This window comes from Chryseolinea lacunae (genome assembly GCF_016735595.1).
GTDB classification, from domain to species: Bacteria; Bacteroidota; Bacteroidia; order Cytophagales; family Cyclobacteriaceae; genus Chryseolinea; species Chryseolinea lacunae.
This window is the reverse complement of the sequence record NZ_JAERRB010000002.1, coordinates 176,660-196,469: the sequence shown is the minus strand read 5'-3', so window position 1 is coordinate 196,469 and position 19,810 is coordinate 176,660. Positions and strand designations below refer to the sequence as shown.

The following is a 19,810-nucleotide window of genomic DNA, read 5'->3' as shown; positions in this document are numbered from 1 at the left end:
ATCCCTTTGTAAATCAAACCTTCCCTAAAACCGCGACGTCGTCAACGCCACATCGGCATTTTTCCACGATGCTGTGAATCGCCTCGCGGTGTTCAGCACTTCTTCTTTTTTGCCTTGCTCGTGTTGGGCGCGTTGCAGGCCGGTGAGGGACCAACCGTTTTCGCGGTTGCGTTTCAGGTCGTCCTGATACACTTGTTCGGCTTCGGCAAACTTGCCGGTTTCGAGCAAGGCTGCGCCGAGGAAATGGCGTGAGGGTATTTTCCAATCGGGTGGTTCATTGTAGCGCATGGCATCTTCCGTCTTCACGGCCTGTTGCAGGTAGATGATGGCTTCGGCATTCTTCTTTTCGTGCAAGGCAATCTCACCGTGCAGCAATCCCGACGCCACCTCGGCGGCCATCGATGCGGGGTTAAAAGAGATGTAGACCGTTTTCAGTGTGTCGAGTTTCATCAGCGAATCGAGCTTCGACAGTTCGAATTTGGCTTCAGGTGTGTAGCCCGTGCGTAGCAGGGCCATGCCGCGTGAGAAGCGCCACATCACCTGGGGGTATAATAACTCCTTGCCGGGATCGGGCAACGCGAGGATGTCGTTCCATTTGCCAAAGCGGGTGAAGGCGATCATCGGCTCCACCTGCATATATTGCGAGAAGCCCGGTGCTGTTGTGGCCACAAAGTTTCCTTTGTAGGCCAGCTTCATCGCGGCCTGTATGGCAAAGGCGCTGCGGCCTTCGAAGTAGGCGCTGTAGCAAATGAAGTCGATGTTGTGGGGATAATACATGAGGCGATACATGCCCTGGTTTTCGGAGCGCGACAAATATTTTTCGTCAGCCTCCACGGCTTTCACGTTGGCGAGAATGGAACGGGTGTAGTCGCCGGTGCGCACATAGATGTGTGAAGGCATGTGCACAATGTGACCTGCGGCGGGCATGGCCGACTCCAAAAACTTCGCGCTCTTCATGGCCTGCTCCGGCGCGGGTGAGGCTTCCACCAAATGAATATACAGGTGATGTGCGCCCGGGTGGTTGGGAAATTTCGCGATCACATTTTCAAGCACACGTTTGGCCTCCTGTGTTTGCAGTTTGGGTTTGCCGTCTTCCAGCCAGTAGTCCCACGGCATGGTGTTCATCACGGCGTCGGCATAGAGGATTTGCACTTCGGCATCGTCGGGATAACGTTCGGCTATTTTGCCCATGGCGCCGGCATAGACCTGATTGAGTGAGTCGCGCACTTCGTAGGCATTGCCGTTGTAGCGCGCGGCCAGCGCATCGATCATGTCTTTCTCCACTTGCGACACGCGCGCCTTCTTGCGTTGGGCTTGCTGAATGGATTCGAGCGCGATGCGTTCGCGGTCTTTCGGATTCACATCGTTCAGGTTGGGTCCATAGGCCAAAGCCAATCCCCAGTAGGCCATGGCACAGTCGGGATCGAGCCGTGCTGCTTCGCGAAACGACTGAATGGCCTCCCAATGGTTGAAGGCGTAAACAAGGCGCAGCCCCTGTTCAAAAAATTTCTGTGCTTCTATGGAAGTGGTAGTGATGGGGTAATGCAGATTTCCAAGGCCGTTGATGAGTTTGGGGGTGGCTAGTAAGGTGTCGGCCAGGTTCCACGACAGTGGACCACACAAGGCCACGGGTGTGTTGGGAAGCTTGGCATAGCCGGTCACAACGGGTTTCTCTAACGAGCGCCACGACCAGAACAGCACGAGGGACAACACCAGGATGATCAGTGAAAAGAGGGGCTTATTTTTTTTCATGAAGCAAGTTTAGGCTGGAATGCGAATATACTGAAACTCTGAATGCTGAATGAATACGGGTGTTGCGTTTGTGTGGTTACGCCCCAGGGGAACAGACGTGTCGTCGATTGGGTGACAGGGTTCGTTTTCTCCATCACTCCATCCCAACCCTGCATTCCCGACCACAACCCCTTTTTTGCAGCACGCTGCTCTTGTCGCCTTGTGCATTGGTCGACGTCTCCGGCCTTTGGTCATCGTGTGGCTTTCCGGCACGACCTTTGGGAAGTATCTTTACAACATTAAAACTACACTGCATATGACCTCCCGCATCGCATCCCTCCTCTCTTTTGTTTTGCTAATAACCTGCACGATGTTTTCGTGCAAAGACGAAGACAAGACGTTCCCTTCCGTGGTTGGAAAATGGCAAGGCACATCCGCTTCAGCAAACATCACCCTGCAAGGCGTTCCCGTTCCTTTTGATCAGACCGATGACGACTTCGATGCCATCGTTGAGTTCAAGGCAGACGGCACGGCCACCATCACCGACGATGGCGTTCCTTCTACCGGCACATGGTCGCAGAACAACGACAAACTCACGGTGTCGCTCACCTTCAGCACCGACTTCATCGATCTGTCGGGCACCTACACCATTAAAGAACTCACCGATTCTAAACTGGTGATCTACATCGAAAAGCAAGACAACTACACCGATCCCGATACACAAATCGAAGTATCGGGCACCATCAAGGCCACGATCAATTTTGAGAAGAAGGTCTAACGATTTTCAAAAAAAGTATGTAAGGGAATGGTCGTGTGATCATTCCCTTTTTTTATGTGTGGCGTTGCTACGATCTACGAATGCAAAAATCTAAGCGCTGCGCTTCACAAGTCCCTTGTTGATGCGTTTCACAACCCCCGGGCCTTCGTAGATAAAGCCTGTGTAGAGTTGGATGAGGTCGGCGCCGGCGTCGATTTTCTCCAGGGCATCTTCGGCGGTGAAGATGCCGCCCACGGCGATGATGGGAAATGTGGGACCAAGTGCCGTGCGCAAATAGCGGATCACTTCCGTGGACCGTTTCGTGAGCGGCCGGCCGCTAAGGCCACCGTTGCCGATTTGGTCGAGTGTTGCCTTGGGGGTGTTGAGGCCATCGCGCGAAATGGTGGTGTTGGTGGCAATGATGCCGTCGGTGCGTGTGGCTTTCAGAATGTCTACGATGTCGTGCAGTTGTTCGGGTGTGAGGTCCGGTGCAATTTTTAGCAGCACGGGTTTGGGTTGAGGCTTGGCGTCGCTCAGCTGTTTGATGTAGGCCATCAGTTTTCCCAACGGTTCTTTTTCTTGCAACGCGCGCAGGCCCGGTGTGTTGGGCGAGCTCACGTTAATGACAAAGTAGTCTACATATTCATAGAGCGCTTCAAAGGCTTTTGCATAGTCGTCGTTGGCCTGCTCGTTGGGTGTCACTTTGTTCTTGCCGATGTTGCCGCCCACCACCACCGACGACGAGCGTTGCTTCAGGCGTTTCACCGCAGTCTCCACACCTTCGTTGTTGAAGCCCATGCGGTTGATGAGGGCGCCGTCGTGCGGAAGGCGAAACAATCGGGGTTTGTCGTTGCCGGGTTGTGCCAGCGGGGTGAGCGTGCCGATCTCGATGCTGCCAAAGCCAAGGCTGGCCATTTCATCGATGAGGCGCGCATCTTTGTCGAAGCCTGCCGCGAGGCCTACAGGGTTCTTGAAGGTGATGCCAAACAGCTTGCGCTGTAGCGACGGATGCTCATAGGCGTAGAACAAACGCAACAACGCTTTGGCGCCGGGGATTTTTCCCGTGAATTGAAGAACACGAAAAACGATGTGATGGATTTTTTCCGGATCGACGGTGAACAGCAGGGGGCGGATGAGTGCTTTATACATTCGGCGTGATGACTACTTTTTCTTTTTGCGCTTGGGAAATTTTTTGAACGCCTTATACACCGATGCATCCAGTGCGCGGTGCAGGTCGGCGCCGTCGAGCGTGAGGTTGGCAGAAGCCTTCCAGAGTTCTTTTTTGGAGTGTGCGTCGTCGATGTCGATCATCATCATGCCTTCGCGGGTTTCGCGCGACCAGGCCCGGGGCTGATCGAGCTGGGTGCCGTTGCTGGCCGGGGTCTGGCCCAACGGACCGTTCACGCCACCGTCGGTATAGTTGTAGCCACCGGCCACATAGCTCACCACCAGCTGCGCCGTGGAGTCTTCCACGTAGGTGTAGCCCCGCATTTCCAATTCTTCGATGATCGATTTTTTTATGGTCTTGAACAGCGACTCTTCGGAGATGTTGCGTTCATCGGGTGGCGTCATGAATTCGCCTTTGGCCACGGTAAATGTTTTGTAGACGGTCAGGTCAACCCCCTTCCCGGTGTGGGTTTCCACCGTGGTTTGTGCGCGCAGCGAAGCCGTCATAACGACGAGGCTGCATACCATCAAAAATCCGATCTTCTTCATGGGCGCGAAGGTACAAAAGAATTTGGGGCCATGCGTCTACGAACGCGGGTGAAATTCCTTGATCACCTGGCGCAAATAGTCGCGGTCGAGGTGCGTATAAATCTCGGTGGTGGTGATGGATTCGTGGCCCAGCATTTCCTGCACGGCGCGCAGGTCGGCCCCGCCTTCGATGAGGTGTGTGGCAAACGAGTGGCGAAAGGTGTGTGGGCTGATGGTTTTGTTGAGTCCCGTTTCCAGCGCCAGGTTTTTGATGATGGTGAAGATCATGACGCGGGTGAGCTTTTTTCCATTCCGGTTCAGGAACACAAAGCCCTCAAATCCTTTCTGCGCCGGTTTGTGTGGTGCCTTGCCCCGCACCTCGTTCACATAGAGCATCATGTATTTGAGCGCGTCGCGGCCAATGGGCACGAGGCGTTCTTTGTTTCCTTTGCCCACCACACGCAGAAAGCCGATGTCGGCGTGCACGTTGTTCACCTTCAGGTCTACCAGCTCGCTCACACGCAACCCCGAACTGTAGAGCACTTCCAGCATGGCCCGGTTGCGCGCGCCCTCGGGTTTGGATTGATCGATGGCCAGCAATAGTTTTTCAATTTCCGGATAGCTCAGGGTGTCGGGAAGTTTCCGGCCCAGCTTGGGTCCTTCCAGCAGGGCCGTGGGATCTTTCTCTACCAGCGATTCAAACAACAAATATTTATAGAACGATTTCAACCCCGACAGGATGCGGGCCTGGCTGTGGGCACTCATGCCCAGCTCGTTCACATATTGCAAAAAATGCTGACACTGCTTGGTGGTGAGTGTGAGCGGTGTGGTTTGCGGATAGGACATGCCCACAAATTGTTTCAGCAACGACACATCGTGCACATAGGCCTCGATGGAATTTGCCGACAGCGACCGTTCGATCTTGAGGTAGTGCGTGAAATGTTTGATGTGAAGGTCCCAGTTCATGAAGGCTGCCCGGCGAACGTGCGCACGCGCAGCACAAAGGTAACGCAAACCTGAAATTTTTTATTTGCCCGGCAGCCCGTAACTTTCCGTTCGGCATTCAGCCCTGAACCCTTTTTTGCATGAATATCCAGATCATCAACGGTCCCAACCTAAACCTGCTGGGCAAGCGTGAAACCTCCATCTACGGAAGCCAGTCGTTCGAAGCGTTTTTTGAAACCCTGAAGGCGAGGTTCCCGGAGCACACGCTGCACTACTATCAGTCGAACGTAGAGGGCGAGATCGTGAACAAACTGCACGAGGTGGGGTTTAGCTTTGACGGCATTGTGATCAACGCGGGCGCCTACACGCACACGTCGGTGGCCATTCACGACGCCATCGGGGGCATTAAAACGCCCGTGGTGGAAGTACACATCTCGAACGTGTATGCCCGCGAGGAATTCCGTCACAAGAGCCTCATCACGTCGAAATGCGCCGGCATGCTCACCGGCTTTGGCATGGAAGGATATGCCCTGGCCCTGAACTACCTCATCGCGCCGAAGTGACGTAAAAATCAGTCTTTAAAAAATCAGCAGCACGCCGTGTGACTTTTTCTCCTGCCGCCCACATCCAAAGGGTGAGAAACGTCGTTAAGGCTGTGACATGCACGCATAACTATTTTTCCCAATGATCAGCTTCTATCCAGGACCCTCCCGCGTACACGACGAAATTCCGGCCTATGTGAAAGACGCCCACAAGCTGGGCATCATGAGCATCAACCACCGCAGCGATGTGTTTGTCACCATGTCGGAGCGAACCATCACATTGTTGAAAGAGAAGCTGAACATTCCCCAATCCTACACGGTGTTCTTCACCGGGTCGGCCACCGAATGCTGGGAGATCATTGCGCAGTCGCTCATCACCGACAAAAGTTTTCACTTTTACAACGGGGCCTTTGGTCAGAAATGGCACGAATACACACACCGTCTTCATCCCGGTGCCACGGCTATGCCCTTTGGCATGGAAGAGAAGCTTGACGCCGCCAAGATCACCATTAACGATCCGGGTGTTATCTGCATCACCCAGAACGAAACCTCCAATGGCACCCAGGTGCCCAACGCGGTGATCCGTCGCATCAAGAAAAATCATCCCGAACACCTTGTAGCCGTTGACGCCACATCGTCTATGGCGGGCATCGCGCTCGACTTCAAAGCGGCCGACATCTGGTTTGCTTCGGTGCAAAAATGTTTTGGCTTGCCCGCGGGCCTCGGCCTCATGATTTGCTCGCCCGATGCCATTGACCGCGCCGCCGTGATTGCCGAAAAAGAACACTACAACAGCCTCACGTTCATGACGGCCATGATGGCCAAATGGCAAACGCCGTTCACGCCCAATGTGCTGGGCATTTATCTGCTGATGCGTGTGCTGGAAGACAGCCGCCCCATCAAAGAGGTGCAGGAAAAAGTGGTGGAGCGTTACAACGAGTGGGTGAAGTTCCTGGCCAAGCGCAAGAAGATCGCGCACCTCATCACGAATCAGACCACGCACTCTCACACGGTGGTGCCTGTGACCGGCGAAGCGGCAACCTTGCAAGAGATCAAGGCATTGGCCAAGAAGGAAGGACTGCTGCTGGGCGAAGGTTATGGCGAATGGAAAGCCACTACGTTTCGCATTGCGAACTTCCCGGCATTAAAAAAGAAAGAGATCAAAACGCTGATGAAAATCCTGAAGGATTTTTGAGGCGTGACGTGCATGGCCACCGTTGGCAACTGCAAAATCGCCATTCCCAGAAGGAGCATCTGAGAAATATGCTTTTATGATTCGCGTTAATCACGACTTCAAAAAGGTTGCGGGCAAATACGAAACACAACAGGCGTAAGTTTTTTTTACTCAGGTCATTCTGCAATCGGGGTAAACCCTGATCAGCCACCGGTTTCCCCGGCAACATATTGTAACAACACTGCTGTTTTGTCAAACTAAAACGTGAATTTTAGGGCGCGAAAAAGCACCCCGTTTTTACAACCAAAAATGAAGACATGCGAAACGTAAGACTTGCCCTTGTAGCGATGATGGCCCCAATTATTTCTTCCTATGCCCAGGTGCAAACCGATCCGGCTGCACAAGCCACAACACCCCCGGCACCGGCAAAGAAACCGGCCATCGAAGAACTGCGGTTGAAACTGAATGAAGACGGCACACACTACCTGAAGTGGACCTTCCTGAACCAGGTGTGGTTGCGCTACAACGATAGCAACCCCGGCACTACTGTGCTGAAAGAACCGGCCAGTAACACCACCGACATCGGCCTGCGCAGAACGCGCATCCAATTCTATGGACAACTGACCGACCATGTGTTTTTCTATACACAGTTTGGCCAGAACAACTTCAACTTTCTCTCAAACAACGCCGGCAACCGGAAACTCCAGGTGTTTTTCCACGATGTGTTGGGTGAATACAAAGTGTGGAAGGACAACGACAAGCTGAAGCTCGGCGGCGGCCTCACCATCACCAACGGTCTGTCGCGATTCAGCCAGCCCAGCATCGGCACCATCATGACTATGGACGTGCCCGTGTTTGCACAGGCCACCGTCGATCAAACCGACGAGTTCGCGCGCAAGCTGAGCGTGTATGCCCGCGGTCAACTGGGAAAATTTGACTACCGCATTGTGATGAGCGATCCATTCCCCATCACCACCAACGGTGCCACACCGCCGGTCATCGGACCGAATGCAACTTTTGCCACGCAAGGACATCACAAACAATATCAAGGTTTCTTCATGTATAACTTCTTCGACAAGGAAGCAAACACCACACCCTACATGACCGGAACCTACCTCGGCAAAAAAAGGGTGTTCAACATCGAAGCCGGTTTCATCACGCAAAAAAATGCCACGTGGACATCAAACGATCTTGGCGCCACACAACAGTATCACAACATGAACTTGTGGTCGGTGGCCTTGTATTATGACGCACCCTTGAATGCCGAAAAAGGAACAGCACTCTCTGCCTATGCGGGCTATTTCAATCTTGATTATGGCACCAACTATCTGCGCTACAACGGCGTGATGAATCCCGCCGACGGCATTGCCATGGCGCCTGGTGGACTCTCCGGAACACAGGGCAACGCATTCCCCATGTTTGGCACCGGCAAGGTGGTGTATGCACAAGTGGGCTACCTGCTGCAGAAAGATTTGTTTGGCGAAGGCAACGGCACGCTGATGCCCTACGCATCTATTCAGGCCGGCAACTACGATCGTTTGAAAGACAAGATGAACGTGTGGAACGTGGGCGTGAACTGGCTCATCAAAGGTCACACCAGCAAGATCAGCCTCGACTATCAGAACCGTCCCTACTTCGAGAACCGGGGTGCCGACATTGTGAAGGGCGGCTCCAAAGGACAGGTCGTGTTGCAGTATCAGATAAACTTCTGAGTGTAAGTTTACAAGAGTTTAGAAGGAAAATGCCGGGCGAAAGTCCGGCATTTTTAGTTTAGCTTTGCCCAAATTTTGGCTATGCTTGACCTCAAAGAGATATTTTCGGTGACGTTGATCCTCTTCTCCGTGATCGATATCCTGGGATCCATCCCCTTCATCATCATCATCCGCAAACGTGAAGGGCGCATCCACGCCGAAAAGGCTACGCTCATTTCGGCATTTCTCATGGTGTCGTTTCTGTATCTGGGTCAGTCCATCCTTCACCTGTTTGGCCTCGATGTGCAGTCGTTTGCTGTGGCCGGTGCCATCGTCATTTTCATAGTGGCACTCGAAATGATCCTGGGCATCACACTCATCAAAGACGATCCCGACGCGAAGGGCTCAGCCTCTGTGGTGCCGCTGGCGTTTCCCCTTATTGCCGGCGCCGGAACACTCACGACCATCCTATCCCTTCGTGCAGTATATCAGGAGTGGAACGTATTGATCGGTATCTTGTTGAATCTTGTTTTTGTATATATCGTGCTTCGCTCGTCTTCGTGGCTGGAGCGCGTCATTGGCAAGTCTGGCTTTGCCGTGTTGCGCCGTGTGTTTGGTGTGATTTTGCTGGCCATTGCGGTGAAGATCTTTAAATCAAATGTGTTCCCTTCATGATTCGTATTTTCACAGACGGCGCCGCGCAAGGTAATCCCGGACCGGGTGGCTATGGTGTGGTCATGAAATTCCAGAGCGCGGTCAAAGAAATGTCGCAAGGCTTTCGCCTCACCACCAACAACCGCATGGAATTGCTGGCCGTCATTGTGGGACTGGAAGCCATCAAGAAAGAAGGCCTGCCCATCACCATCTATTCCGATTCCAAATATGTGGTCGACTCGGTGGAGAAGGGTTGGATCTGGGGTTGGCAGAAAAAGAATTTTGCCAAGAAAGCAAACGCCGATTTGTGGCAACGCTACATTCCCCTCCACCTGAAACTCAAACCCAAGTTTGTCTGGATAAAAGGCCACGCCGGTCATCCCGAAAATGAGCGGTGCGACCAACTGGCCGTGCAAGCCGCCGAAGGCCACGCGCTGCTGACCGACCGTTGGTATGAAGCCAACCGGAACAACGAGGCGTAGGGTGGCATAATTTTTTATTGCCGCTCACCACCGTGGTCCTCACCTCAATATGCTCTCGGACTGGTGATGTTCCGCTGGCCTATGCAATGCAGGCTTGGGTTGCTTATGAACTCACGCAGTCTCTCGTGTGGACATTGGCTTATGTTGTGTCGCTGCCGGTTTCGCTCAGCTTCATTCACAGAAGAATTGTCCCATCATGATTTCCTAATATTCGCGCTCCACCAGGTGAATGCCGGTCTGTGACAATTCATGCAGAATGGGATCATAGAATTCCTTCTTCACCGGAATGGCTACACCCCGCGTTTTGAATTTTCCTTCCAGCAACAACTTGGCGGCGATGCCTACCGGCAGGCCTACCGTTTTGGCCATGGCCGTGTGCACTTCGTCTTCGCCGGTGGCGATGAGGTGGGCTTGTATTTCTTTCTTTTTTCCATCGGCCTCATACCGGAAGCGATGCCACATCACAATAAGGTCTTTGTCGCCCGGAATAAGTTTCCATCGCTTGCTGAGGATGTGTTCAAGAATTTGCGCAGGTGTGCCCGTGGCCAGGCCAACGGGATCGCTGGTGAACAGTCCACTCCAGCGCAGGCGCTTCATCTCTTCTCCTTCAGGCGACAGCTTTAACACGGCACAGAGTTTTTCCTCCACACGTTGTGTGTCATGAAAATCGAGAAAGGAATTGATAAAGCTTCTGTGCGTCATCTTGTCCACGCTGTCCAGCGCGTAGGTGTCGTCGCAGCAGCCCAGTTGCACCAGCACGTTCCACGCAGGGCAATAGCCTTTGTTGCGCAGGGTGCCACGAAGCATGGTTTGAATGCCTTGCAGCCCGTAGGTTTCCAGATACTTCAGTGAATCGCGGTTGGCATATCCTTCATAGTCCCCATAGCCCGGCACCGACACCGTGGTGATGCGCTGAAACAATTGTTGATAGGGTATGTATTTGTATTGACCGTTTTGCAAAAACTTGGCCGTGCCCTGTCCGGCCATCACCACGTTGCGCGGGTTCCAGGTGAACTTATAGCGCCATGGATTTTCAGGATCGGTTTCGGGAGCAATCAATCCACCGGTGAACGATTCGAACGACGTGAGCTTCCCTCCTCTTGCTTTGATGTTGTCGATCACCTGCATGGCGCTCATGTGGTCGATGCCCGGATCGAGGCCGCACTCATTGAGAAACAAAAGTCCCTTGGCCAGGGCTTCGTCGTGAAACGTTTTCATCTCGTCTGACACGTAGCTGGCGTTGAGCAGGTGCTTGCTGTGTTTGAGGCAGTGTTTCGCCACGAGCGGATGCAGGTTTGCAGGCATGAGCGAGATCACCACATCGGCACCCTGAATGGCCGCGCTGCTGAGCGCTTCATTCATAATATCAAACACAATGGCACGGCCGTTGACGGACGTCCCGATTTTTTCGCGTGCCGACTGCTCCGAGACATCGCCAACCGTGACGCTCCACTGTCCTGCAGGCGCATGGCGGAGCAAATACTGAATAAGGGAAGTGGAAGACCGGCCGGCGCCGAGGACAAGAATCTCTTTCATAAAAATGAATCAAGGAGTCGTTATGAAATATGCTGCAACGCTGCCGGACGCAAGTTCCGCGTCGTCATCGTTGCGGGGCAAATCTATCATTTATCGTCATGCCCGCCAGCATGTGCGCGGCTAGTTTTCACACCGAAATCGCTACGCTCGTCATGCGCCACCGCCGAAACGAATTGACAGGATGTTCATCATTGCCCATAGTTTTTTATCTTTCGAACCCAGCACACTTTATGAAAGACTTTATTCTTGCCTCCACACCAGACGATCTTGATGCCGAATCGGTGCAATTGATCGGGCACGCCGAGCGGGCCCTGGTGCATGCCTATGCACCGTATTCGGGATTTTCGGTGAGCGCCGCGCTGTTGCTGGAGAACGGCGTGATCCTGACGGGCACCAACCAGGAAAATGCCGCCTACCCCTCGGGGCTGTGTGCCGAGCGCGTGGCCTTGTTCACGCTGGCCGCGCAGCATCCCGGCACCGCCGTGAAGAAGATGGCGGTGGTGGCCCGCGGGCAAGGTGCTTCCGTGCTGACACCCGCCGCCTGCTGTGGCGCCTGTCGCCAGGTGATGCTGGAATTTGAACAACGCCAGCACAAACCCTTTGAGGTGGTGATGCTGGCACAGGAAGGACAATGGGTGAAAGCACCGTCTGCACAATCGTTGCTGCCCTTCAGCTTCAACCCCGATGCACTGGGAGCAGCCAAAATCAGCTAACTTCACCAATCTCCTACATCTGGTTTTTGCTTTCGCCTTATTTTAGTTTATTTGGGAATATGAACTTTTGGCGCAACACAACACTGAAGCAGTGGGGCATCTATGCCCTGGTGCTGATGGCCATCCTCTTTGTCGCCGAGTTTTTCGCCGTGCGGCACACCATCCAAACCCTGAACGAAGCAGAACGCAAGATCGACTTTGCCCGCAGCATCCAGGTGCGAAACCAGGAAGTGGCGCTGCAGGTGCAACAATATCTTCACGGACGCGCAGACCTTGGGACACAATTAGTGTCCGACCTGGACCAACAGGAGCACGTGCTTCAGACGCTGGCTCAGGGTGGACGAATAGACGGGACCGACTTTTTCCTCGCGCCGCTGTCGCGCCTGCCCCGCATCACCTACGACAACCTTTTCCAATACTGGACCCGCTACAAAACTTCGCTCAACACCCTGCTGACGGAAAAAGAGACTGTGACCGTGACCACCGCCGCACCGGCACCTGTGGCCGACACGCTCGCCGCCGCCGAGCCTGCCGCACCCATCGTCACCACCCAAGTCAATCCCAAATACACACAAGCGAAAAGTGCCTTCGAAGCACAGTGGATCTCCGTGTCGCATTGGTATGACCGACTCATTAAAGACCTGGAAGACGAAATTGCCACACGCCAGCAAACCGTGATGGTTTGGCTCGCGGTGTTTTTTATCGTCGATGTGGTCTTGTTGTTCGGCTTGCTCTATGCATTCGACCGCTTTGTGTTGAAACCCATTCAGCGCATAGAAGACAACACCGAGAACCACACGCACACCAACGGCTTCGCCACCAACGAGATCGGGCACCTGGCGCGCCAGATCAACAGCACCATCGAGAACCTGAAAGATGCAACCGACTTTGTGACGGCCATCGGTGAAGGACGATTGGACATGGACTATCAGCAGGCGTTCGACAGTGAATACAGAGCGGGCAAGAACAAGCTGGCCGACTCGCTCATCGAGATGCAAAACAAGCTCAAGGCCATGAACGAAGAGGAGCGCAAGCGCCAGTGGGCCAACGAAGGCCTCGCCAAGTTTGTGGACATTCTCCGCTCATCGAACGACAACCTGGTGACGCTGGGCGACAAGGTGATTGCGGCCCTGGTGCAATACACCGGTTCGAATCAAGGAGGTCTCTATCTGCTGAACGAAGAAGACGCCAACGACAAGCACCTGCTGCTGACCTCACTCTTCGCGTTTGACATCAAAAAATTTGAAGAACGCAAGATTAAGTTGGGCGAAGGCATTCTGGGTCAGACCTTTCTGGAAAAAGAAACCACCTACCTTTCCGACATACCGGAAGAATATATCCGGATCACCTCCGGCCTTGGCGATGCGCCACCGCGCTCCATTCTGATGGTGCCGCTTAAAGTAGACACGCAAGTGTATGGCATCATCGAGCTGGCCTCGTTCAATGCCTACCAGCCCCACGAGATCGCGTTTGTAGAAAAGCTGAGCGAATCCATTGCAGCCACCCTGGCGTCGGTCACGGCGGCCCAGAAGAACCGCAACCTCATCGAACAATTCCAGGAGCAAACCGAAGTGATGCGCGCCCAGGAAGAAGAGATGCGGCAGAACATGGAAGAAATGCAAGCCACACAGGAAGAAGTGGCCCGCAAAGAGAACAGCTATGTGGCCCGCATCCGCGAACTGGAGACCGCTCAACCTAAACCAAGCCACAGCGAAGCCGAGATCAAAGCGCTGCAGGCCGAGTGGTCGCGCAAGGAGCGCGAGTATCAACAGCAGGCCGAAGCCCTCGAAACACGCCTGGCCCAACAGCCTGCGCACGGCAACGACTGGGCGCTGGCAGAAGAAGTGGCGAAATCCCTAAGCGTCAGCTTGCAAGCGCTACAAATAACACAAGAAGAATTGGACAAGAAGTCGGGGCGTTGAGCGGAATCACCCAAAGCCTGCGCTGAATGACGGGCCGAGGTTTGCTTCCTGCTGATTTTTTAACGTCCTTTTGTTCAGGGAATTAGTTCGAATGGGTTAATTTGATTTTCTTTAAAAATAAAATGCTTCCGGTCAGATTACACGCGTGTAAGTTTTAGCGCCGAAATTCGTCGGGTAGTATCAGGCAGAAATTAATTTTGAGTTCCTTTTTAAAAGACCACCATGTTGGACATTGATATTGCCGACCTTAAACGGATCTCTGAGTTCATTTTCCAGAAGTATCACTATGACTTTCGGAACTACGCGATGTCTTCGTTCAAGCGACGCGTGCTCCGGATCATGGAACTGAAGAAACTCTCAGTTGATGGTCTTCTGAAAAAGCTGAACGAAACCCCCTCTTTCATCAACGAGTTCCTCGACGAACTGACGGTGAACGTGACCGAGATGTTCCGCGATCCCAGTTTCTGGCGCATCATGCGCGAAGAAATCATGCCCGCCATCATGCTTAATCACAAGCAATTCAAGATCTGGCATGCCGGCTGCTCGTCGGGCGAAGAAGTGCTTTCCATGTGCATTATGCTGAAAGAGATGGGCGTGCTGCAAGATGTGACGCTCATTGCCACCGATCTGGATGTGAATATCCTGGAGCGCGCGAAAGCCGCCACCTACCCCATCAAAAACATGGAACTGAATGAAAAGAACTACATCCGGTTCCAGGGCACAAAATCGTTCAAAGACTACTATCATGAAGAGAACGGCATGGCCGTGTTCAATAAGGACCTGCTCATGAACGTATCGTTCCGCCGCCACGATCTGGTGATGGGCGACATCTTCAACAAGTTTGACCTCATTCTCTGCCGCAACGTGATGATCTACTTCAACCAAACCCTGCAGAATGAGGTGCTTAAAAAATTCCACGAGAGTTTATTTAAATACGGATACCTGGCCATTGGATCGAAGGAGTCGTTGATTTGGTGTGATTATGCCAACCGCTTCATCGTCGTGAACAATGAAGAGAAGATTTATAAGAAAATAAAAGATTAGGAAGTTGTCTATTGACGAATGAAAAAAATCAGCCTAAATAACAGCTATAAGGCCGTTGTTATCGGTGGGTCAGCAGGCAGCTTTCAGGGTGTAGTCAAAATCCTGGCGCAATTGCCCAAAGGCTTTCCGTTGCCAATCATCATGTGCTTGCACCGACTCAAGCACGTGCGCAATGGCTTTGTGGAAGCGCTATCGATCAAGAGCGTTGTGCAGGTCACCGAACCACACGACAAGGAGAACATAAAGAAAGGCAGTGTATACCTGGCTCCGGCCAACTATCACATGTCGGTAGAACTGGGTCACACGTTCGCGCTCTCTACCGAGGAGATGGTGAACAACTCGCGGCCGGCCATCGACATCACACTTGGCAGTTGTGCCTTTGTGTATAAAGAAAAGCTGGTGGGCATTCTGCTCTCGGGCGCCAACAAAGACGGCGCCTTGGGCATGAAGCACATTCACGACCGCAATGGGTTAACCATTGTGCAAGAGCCCAGCGAATGCATGATCGACACCATGCCCAAGGCAGCCCTGGCTGCTACGGAAATCGATTATGTGATGAAGGTGGACCAGATTGTAGAATTTTTAAAAGAATTAGATAAACAATATCGATGACAGGCATTCTCAACGACCGATACAAGATCAGCCTCATGCTGGCCACACTGTTTGTGCTGGGCGCGGGGGTAACGCTGTACCTCATCTATTCCCTCCCCGGCGGGCTGCAGCTGGCACGGGGCTATGAGCCTGAATTTCTCAACGTGTATATCGCCATCGGTGTCACATTTCTGATTGGCGCGTTGAGTCTCAACAACGCCCTGCGCTACAAGCAGGAAATCATTGTGTTTCGCGATCGCGCGCTCGAAGATTCACTGGCCCAGCAGGAAGCCGCACAAGCCGGCAAAACCACCATCAGCCTCGAAACGGTGACCGCCAGCCTCACGCATGCCAAAGGTGAAAAAGAAATTCTGCAAGCCGGTCTGCAGGCCATCTGCAAACAACTCGACGCCGGACAAGGCGCCGTTTACCGCATTGTGGAAGAAGACGGCAAGCGCTTTGCCGAACTGAAAACCGGCTATGCCCTGAGCCTTGCCGAAAGCACGGTGATCCGTTTTGAATTTGGCGAAGGCCTTATCGGCCAGGCCGCCGCCAACGGCACAACGCTCTATGTAGACGACGTGCCCGAAGGCTACATCAAAATTGTTTCGGGCCTCGGCAGTGCATCGCCCAAGTTCTTGTTGATTCAGGCATTGAAGAAAACAGGACAGGTGGTGGGCATTCTGGAGATTGCTTCTTTCAATTCCATCAGCGAAGATCAACGCAAGTTTGTGGAAGAAGCCGCAACCCTGATTGCCGACAAGATTACTCAAGCATAAAAAATTTCTAGCGTCCAACGCGTATGATGAAAAGCATAAACATCAGCACAAAGATCACCATCCTCATCCTGGTTGTGTCTCTCGTGGCCGTGGCTGCCATCAGCTTTTTCAGCTATGACTACCACCTGAAAGCCAACCAGGAAAAGTTTGCCACCACCCTCAACGTGGTGGCCGACAACCGGGCGGCCTATTTCAATTCGTATTTTGAAAGAGCGGCTGTTGCTGTTCGCATGCTGCAAGGCTCCGACCGTATCAAAGGCGGCGATGCTGCTGCTGCTTCTGCCGCACCTGATGCCGGCATGGACGCCCTGATGGGTGGCCCGCCCGCAACCGACACCCCCGAAGTGAGCGCCGACACCATCCTGACCACCGGAAGCACCACCGACCAATCGCTGTCAGACTATCTTGCTGCGCAAAAAGAACTGCTTGGTGTTGACGAGATCATTATCACCTCTGCTACTGGAGCCGTGCAGGCTTCGACCGATCCCAACGTGAAAGGCGCCCTCGTCGATCCCGACGGTGTGACCTTCGACCGCGCCAAGTCCAATCTGTATTTCTCGGCCTTCCTGATCGACAAAAAGAAAAACTACTACTACACGTATGCTGCCGGTGCCGTGACCGACAACGCCGGCACACAACACCTCATCTTCATTAAACTCAACCTCAACATCCCCTACCGTGCGCTGAAGACCTACCAGGGTCTCGGACAAACCGGCGAGGTGATCATTGCGCGCGAAGATCCTATTTCGCGCAAGGTTGGGTTGGTGAGCCCCCTGCGTTCCGACACCACGTCGGCCATCAAACTGCTTGACCCACGCGACCCGAAAGACAAATTTGTAGCGGCCTTTGCCCCCGTGTTTGAAGGCAAGAGCATCGCCCTGAAAGGGGTGGACTATCGTGGACATTCTGTGCTGGAAGTGTCGCGTCGCATCGAACTGGCCAACCTGGCCCTCATTGCCAAGATCGATCAGGAAGAAGCCGACGGACAGGCGTCTGATCTGACGGCCGTGTTTATCTATGCCGGTCTTTGCATCCTGGCCCTGGCCACGTTGCTGTCGATGATGTTTGCGCGGTCTATGATCCGCCCGCTCTACGGCATGCGCAACACGCTGGGTTTGGTTGCTCAGGGAGTGCTGCCCGAATCGACGGGCGAGAAAAGCGGCGACGAATTTGGCCAGATGAGCACGAAAGTGGACGAGCTGGTGCAGTCGCTGAAGAACAGCGCCGATTTCGCACAACGCATTGGTGAAGGCAAATACGACACAGCCTTCAAACCGGCCAGCGACAACGACATTTTGGGTATGTCGCTCATCAACATGCGCAACAACCTCATCGAAAACGAACGTCGCGACAAAGAGCGCAACTGGATTGTTCGAGGTGTGGCCGAGATCAGCGAAATTCTGCGTATGCACGACTCGACCGACGAGTTGGGCGAAGACGTCATCAAATTTATCCTGGCCAAGATCGGTGCCATTCAGGGCGCGTTCTATATCGTGAACGACGACGATCCGAAGCGCCCCATCATCGAAATGCGCGCCAGCCATGCTTATTCCAGAAAGAAATATTTGAAGGCGAAGTTCAAGTTTGCCGAAGGTCTTGTGGGCCAGGCCGCCGCCGAAAAAGATACCATCCTGCGCACCGAAATCCCCGCCGACTATGTGACCATCACGTCGGGTATTCTCGGCGATCAGCGCCCCCGTTGCATTCTCATTGTGCCCCTCATCACCAACGAAGAAGTGTATGGCGTGCTGGAGTTTGCCGGCTTTAAGAAGTTCGACACCTCGCAGGTGAATTTTGTAAAAGAGCTCTCGCTCATCCTGGCCCGTACCATCTTTAACATCAAAGTGAACGAACGCACGCGCAAGCTGCTGGCCGAGTCGCAGGAGATGAGTAATGAGCTGAAGGAAAAGCAGGAAGTGTTGCGCCAGAATGCCGAAGAGATGCAGGCCACACAAGAGGAACTGCAACGCTCCAACCAAAAACTGGAAGAACAGATCGAAGAAGTGAACCGCACCCAGAAACGTATGCAGCTGTTGCTGGAAAACGCTTCGGAAGTGATCACCATCTACGAAGAAGACGAAAGCATCCGCTACATTTCTCCTTCGGTAGAATCGATCCTGGGCTATGGCCAGAAAGAAATGATCGGCAAGAGCGACATCGACAAGGTGCACCCCGATCACCGCGACACGTTCAAGGAAATTTTCCGGAGAATGAAAGCTTCGCCCGACGAAGAAGCTACGGTGCAGTACGAATACCGTGCAAAAGACGGAAGCTTTATCTGGATTGAATCGACCGGCCGGAACCTCATGTCGAACCAGGCCATCCACGGCTTCATCCTCAACTCGCGCGACATCACCGAGCGGAGACGTGCCGAACAGGAGCAACGGATGCGTTCGAAAATGCAGGCCCTTTCGGAAAACTCGCTCGACCTTATCACGCGTTTGGAAGGCGAATCCATATCGTATATCAACCCCGTTATCGAGGAATATACCGGCAAGAAACCGGCGTTCTTCCTGAACCAGAAAGTGAAAGAAGCCGAGCTGGATGCCTCCATCCTCGACGGCTGGCTGAAGGTGGTGGAAGAAGTGAACAACACCAACGAAAAGGCCTCCTCCGAAGTCGACTTTGCCTCCGAAATGGGCAAACGTGTGATGCAGGTGAACGCCATTCCCGAGTTCGACGAATCGAACAAACTGGAGTCGGTGCTGGTGGTGTCGCACGACATCACGGAGCGGAAAATGATCGAGCTCGAAATCCAGAACAAGAACAAGAAGATCACCGAAAGTATAAACTACGCGAAGCGCATTCAGAACGCCATCCTCCCCAACTCGAGGGTGATCAACAAGGCGCTGCCCGATTCGTTTATCCTCTACAAACCACGCGACGTGGTGAGCGGAGACTTCCCCTGGTTTGTTCAGATCAAGGACGATATCTTCATCGCGGCCGTAGACTGTACAGGTCACGGTGTGCCGGGTGCCCTCCTTTCGTTGATCGGCTACTTCCTGCTGAACGACATTGTGCGCAGCCGCAAGATTACCGAGCCGGGCAAGATCCTGGATTTGCTGGACGAAGGCGTAACGACCACCCTACGTCAGGACGAAGACGCCACCACCAAGGATGGGATGGACATTGCCCTCTGCAAGATCAACATGGCGGCCGGCGAAGTGGAATATGCCGGTGCCCACAGACCGCTCTACATCATGAAGAATGGTGTGATGGAGGAAGTGAAGGGAAATAAATTCCCCATTGGAGGCGGTATTTTTAAGAACCAGACTAACTTTACCAATACGAAGATCAAGCTTGAGAAGGGGGATTCGATCTATTTCAGTTCCGATGGATTCCCGGATCAGTTCGGAGGCACGGAGGGTCGCAAGTTCGGTCCGAAGCGAACCCGCGAAATCATCGAGCAGGTTCACACGCAGTCGATGCCGTCGGCCATGAATGTTTTCGACGAGCAATGGGAAGGCTGGCGCGGCGACACCAAACAAACGGACGACGTGTTGTTGATTGGTATTAAATTTTAAAACGAGCACCCTGTCCGGTCACGTGCCGGA

General features: G+C 53.4%; 17 protein-coding genes. 12 read left to right on the top strand and 5 right to left on the bottom strand.

Going from position 1 to position 19,810, the window contains the following annotated elements; translation table 11 throughout:
- Positions 1–24: 24 nt before the first annotated feature.
- Entirely contained in the window at positions 25–1,752 is a 1,728-nt protein-coding gene (locus JI741_RS06620; RefSeq protein WP_202008262.1) for a tetratricopeptide repeat protein, read from the bottom strand.
- A 295-nt stretch (positions 1,753–2,047) separates the two neighbouring features.
- Between JI741_RS06620 and JI741_RS06615 the strand changes: the two genes are divergently transcribed.
- The gene (locus JI741_RS06615; protein WP_202008261.1) at positions 2,048–2,509 is read left to right on the top strand and encodes a lipocalin family protein; all 462 of its coding nucleotides are present in this window, start codon (positions 2,048–2,050) and stop codon (positions 2,507–2,509) included.
- Positions 2,510–2,599: 90 nt separating this feature from the next.
- Here the strand turns inward: JI741_RS06615 and JI741_RS06610 are convergent, their stop codons facing one another.
- Genes JI741_RS06610 through xerD form a run of 3 tightly spaced genes read right to left on the bottom strand, consistent with a single transcriptional unit; the run spans position 2,600 to position 5,149 of the window.
- Positions 2,600–3,637: a quinone-dependent dihydroorotate dehydrogenase gene (locus JI741_RS06610; protein ID WP_202008260.1), complete on the bottom strand. Its 1,038-nt coding sequence runs from the start codon at positions 3,635–3,637 to the stop codon at positions 2,600–2,602.
- Between the two features lie 12 nt (positions 3,638–3,649).
- The gene (locus JI741_RS06605; RefSeq protein WP_202008259.1) at positions 3,650–4,204 is read right to left on the bottom strand and encodes a DUF4136 domain-containing protein; all 555 of its coding nucleotides are present in this window, start codon (positions 4,202–4,204) and stop codon (positions 3,650–3,652) included.
- Positions 4,205–4,240: 36 nt separating this feature from the next.
- A complete protein-coding gene (gene xerD, locus JI741_RS06600) occupies positions 4,241–5,149 on the bottom strand; it encodes a site-specific tyrosine recombinase XerD (RefSeq protein WP_202008258.1) in 909 nt (302 codons plus the stop codon).
- A 119-nt stretch (positions 5,150–5,268) separates the two neighbouring features.
- On the opposite strand from xerD, the gene aroQ reads away from it, so the two are divergent.
- The 5 genes from aroQ (at position 5,269) to rnhA (ending at position 9,671) form a co-directional block, all read left to right on the top strand.
- Positions 5,269–5,691: a type II 3-dehydroquinate dehydratase gene (gene aroQ / locus JI741_RS06595; RefSeq protein WP_202008257.1), complete on the top strand. Its 423-nt coding sequence runs from the start codon at positions 5,269–5,271 to the stop codon at positions 5,689–5,691.
- 121 nt (positions 5,692–5,812) lie between these two features.
- Positions 5,813–6,865, top strand: a complete 1,053-nt coding sequence (locus tag JI741_RS06590) for an aminotransferase class V-fold PLP-dependent enzyme (RefSeq protein ID WP_202008256.1) — start codon at positions 5,813–5,815, stop codon at positions 6,863–6,865.
- A 296-nt stretch (positions 6,866–7,161) separates the two neighbouring features.
- Entirely contained in the window at positions 7,162–8,556 is a 1,395-nt protein-coding gene (locus JI741_RS06585) for a hypothetical protein (RefSeq protein WP_202008255.1), read from the top strand.
- Between the two features lie 81 nt (positions 8,557–8,637).
- Positions 8,638–9,210: a MarC family protein gene (locus JI741_RS06580; protein ID WP_202008254.1), complete on the top strand. Its 573-nt coding sequence runs from the start codon at positions 8,638–8,640 to the stop codon at positions 9,208–9,210.
- Positions 9,207–9,671, top strand: coding sequence for a ribonuclease HI (gene rnhA / locus JI741_RS06575; RefSeq protein ID WP_202008253.1), 465 nt, complete (start codon positions 9,207–9,209; stop codon positions 9,669–9,671). Before JI741_RS06580 ends, rnhA begins: the two co-directional genes overlap by 4 nt.
- 204 nt (positions 9,672–9,875) lie before the next feature.
- Here rnhA and JI741_RS06570 read toward each other — a convergent pair whose 3' ends face one another.
- Positions 9,876–11,207, bottom strand: a complete 1,332-nt coding sequence (locus JI741_RS06570) for a saccharopine dehydrogenase family protein (RefSeq protein WP_202008252.1) — start codon at positions 11,205–11,207, stop codon at positions 9,876–9,878.
- Between the two features lie 230 nt (positions 11,208–11,437).
- On the opposite strand from JI741_RS06570, the gene cdd reads away from it, so the two are divergent.
- From cdd to JI741_RS06540, 6 genes are all read left to right on the top strand, one after another.
- A complete protein-coding gene (cdd, locus tag JI741_RS06565) occupies positions 11,438–11,920 on the top strand; it encodes a cytidine deaminase (protein ID WP_202008251.1) in 483 nt (160 codons plus the stop codon).
- Positions 11,921–11,979: 59 nt separating this feature from the next.
- A complete protein-coding gene (locus JI741_RS06560) occupies positions 11,980–13,842 on the top strand; it encodes a GAF domain-containing protein (RefSeq protein ID WP_202008250.1) in 1,863 nt (620 codons plus the stop codon).
- Positions 13,843–14,064: 222 nt separating this feature from the next.
- Positions 14,065–14,886: a CheR family methyltransferase gene (locus tag JI741_RS06555; protein ID WP_202008249.1), complete on the top strand. Its 822-nt coding sequence runs from the start codon at positions 14,065–14,067 to the stop codon at positions 14,884–14,886.
- Positions 14,887–14,904: 18 nt separating this feature from the next.
- The gene (locus JI741_RS06550; protein WP_202008248.1) at positions 14,905–15,498 is read left to right on the top strand and encodes a chemotaxis protein CheB; all 594 of its coding nucleotides are present in this window, start codon (positions 14,905–14,907) and stop codon (positions 15,496–15,498) included.
- Positions 15,495–16,256, top strand: coding sequence for a GAF domain-containing protein (locus JI741_RS06545; protein WP_202008247.1), 762 nt, complete (start codon positions 15,495–15,497; stop codon positions 16,254–16,256). The genes JI741_RS06550 and JI741_RS06545 overlap by 4 nt, the downstream gene beginning before the upstream one ends.
- A 23-nt stretch (positions 16,257–16,279) precedes the next feature.
- Positions 16,280–19,780, top strand: a complete 3,501-nt coding sequence (locus tag JI741_RS06540) for a PAS domain S-box protein (protein ID WP_202008246.1) — start codon at positions 16,280–16,282, stop codon at positions 19,778–19,780.
- Positions 19,781–19,810 lie beyond the last annotated feature (30 nt).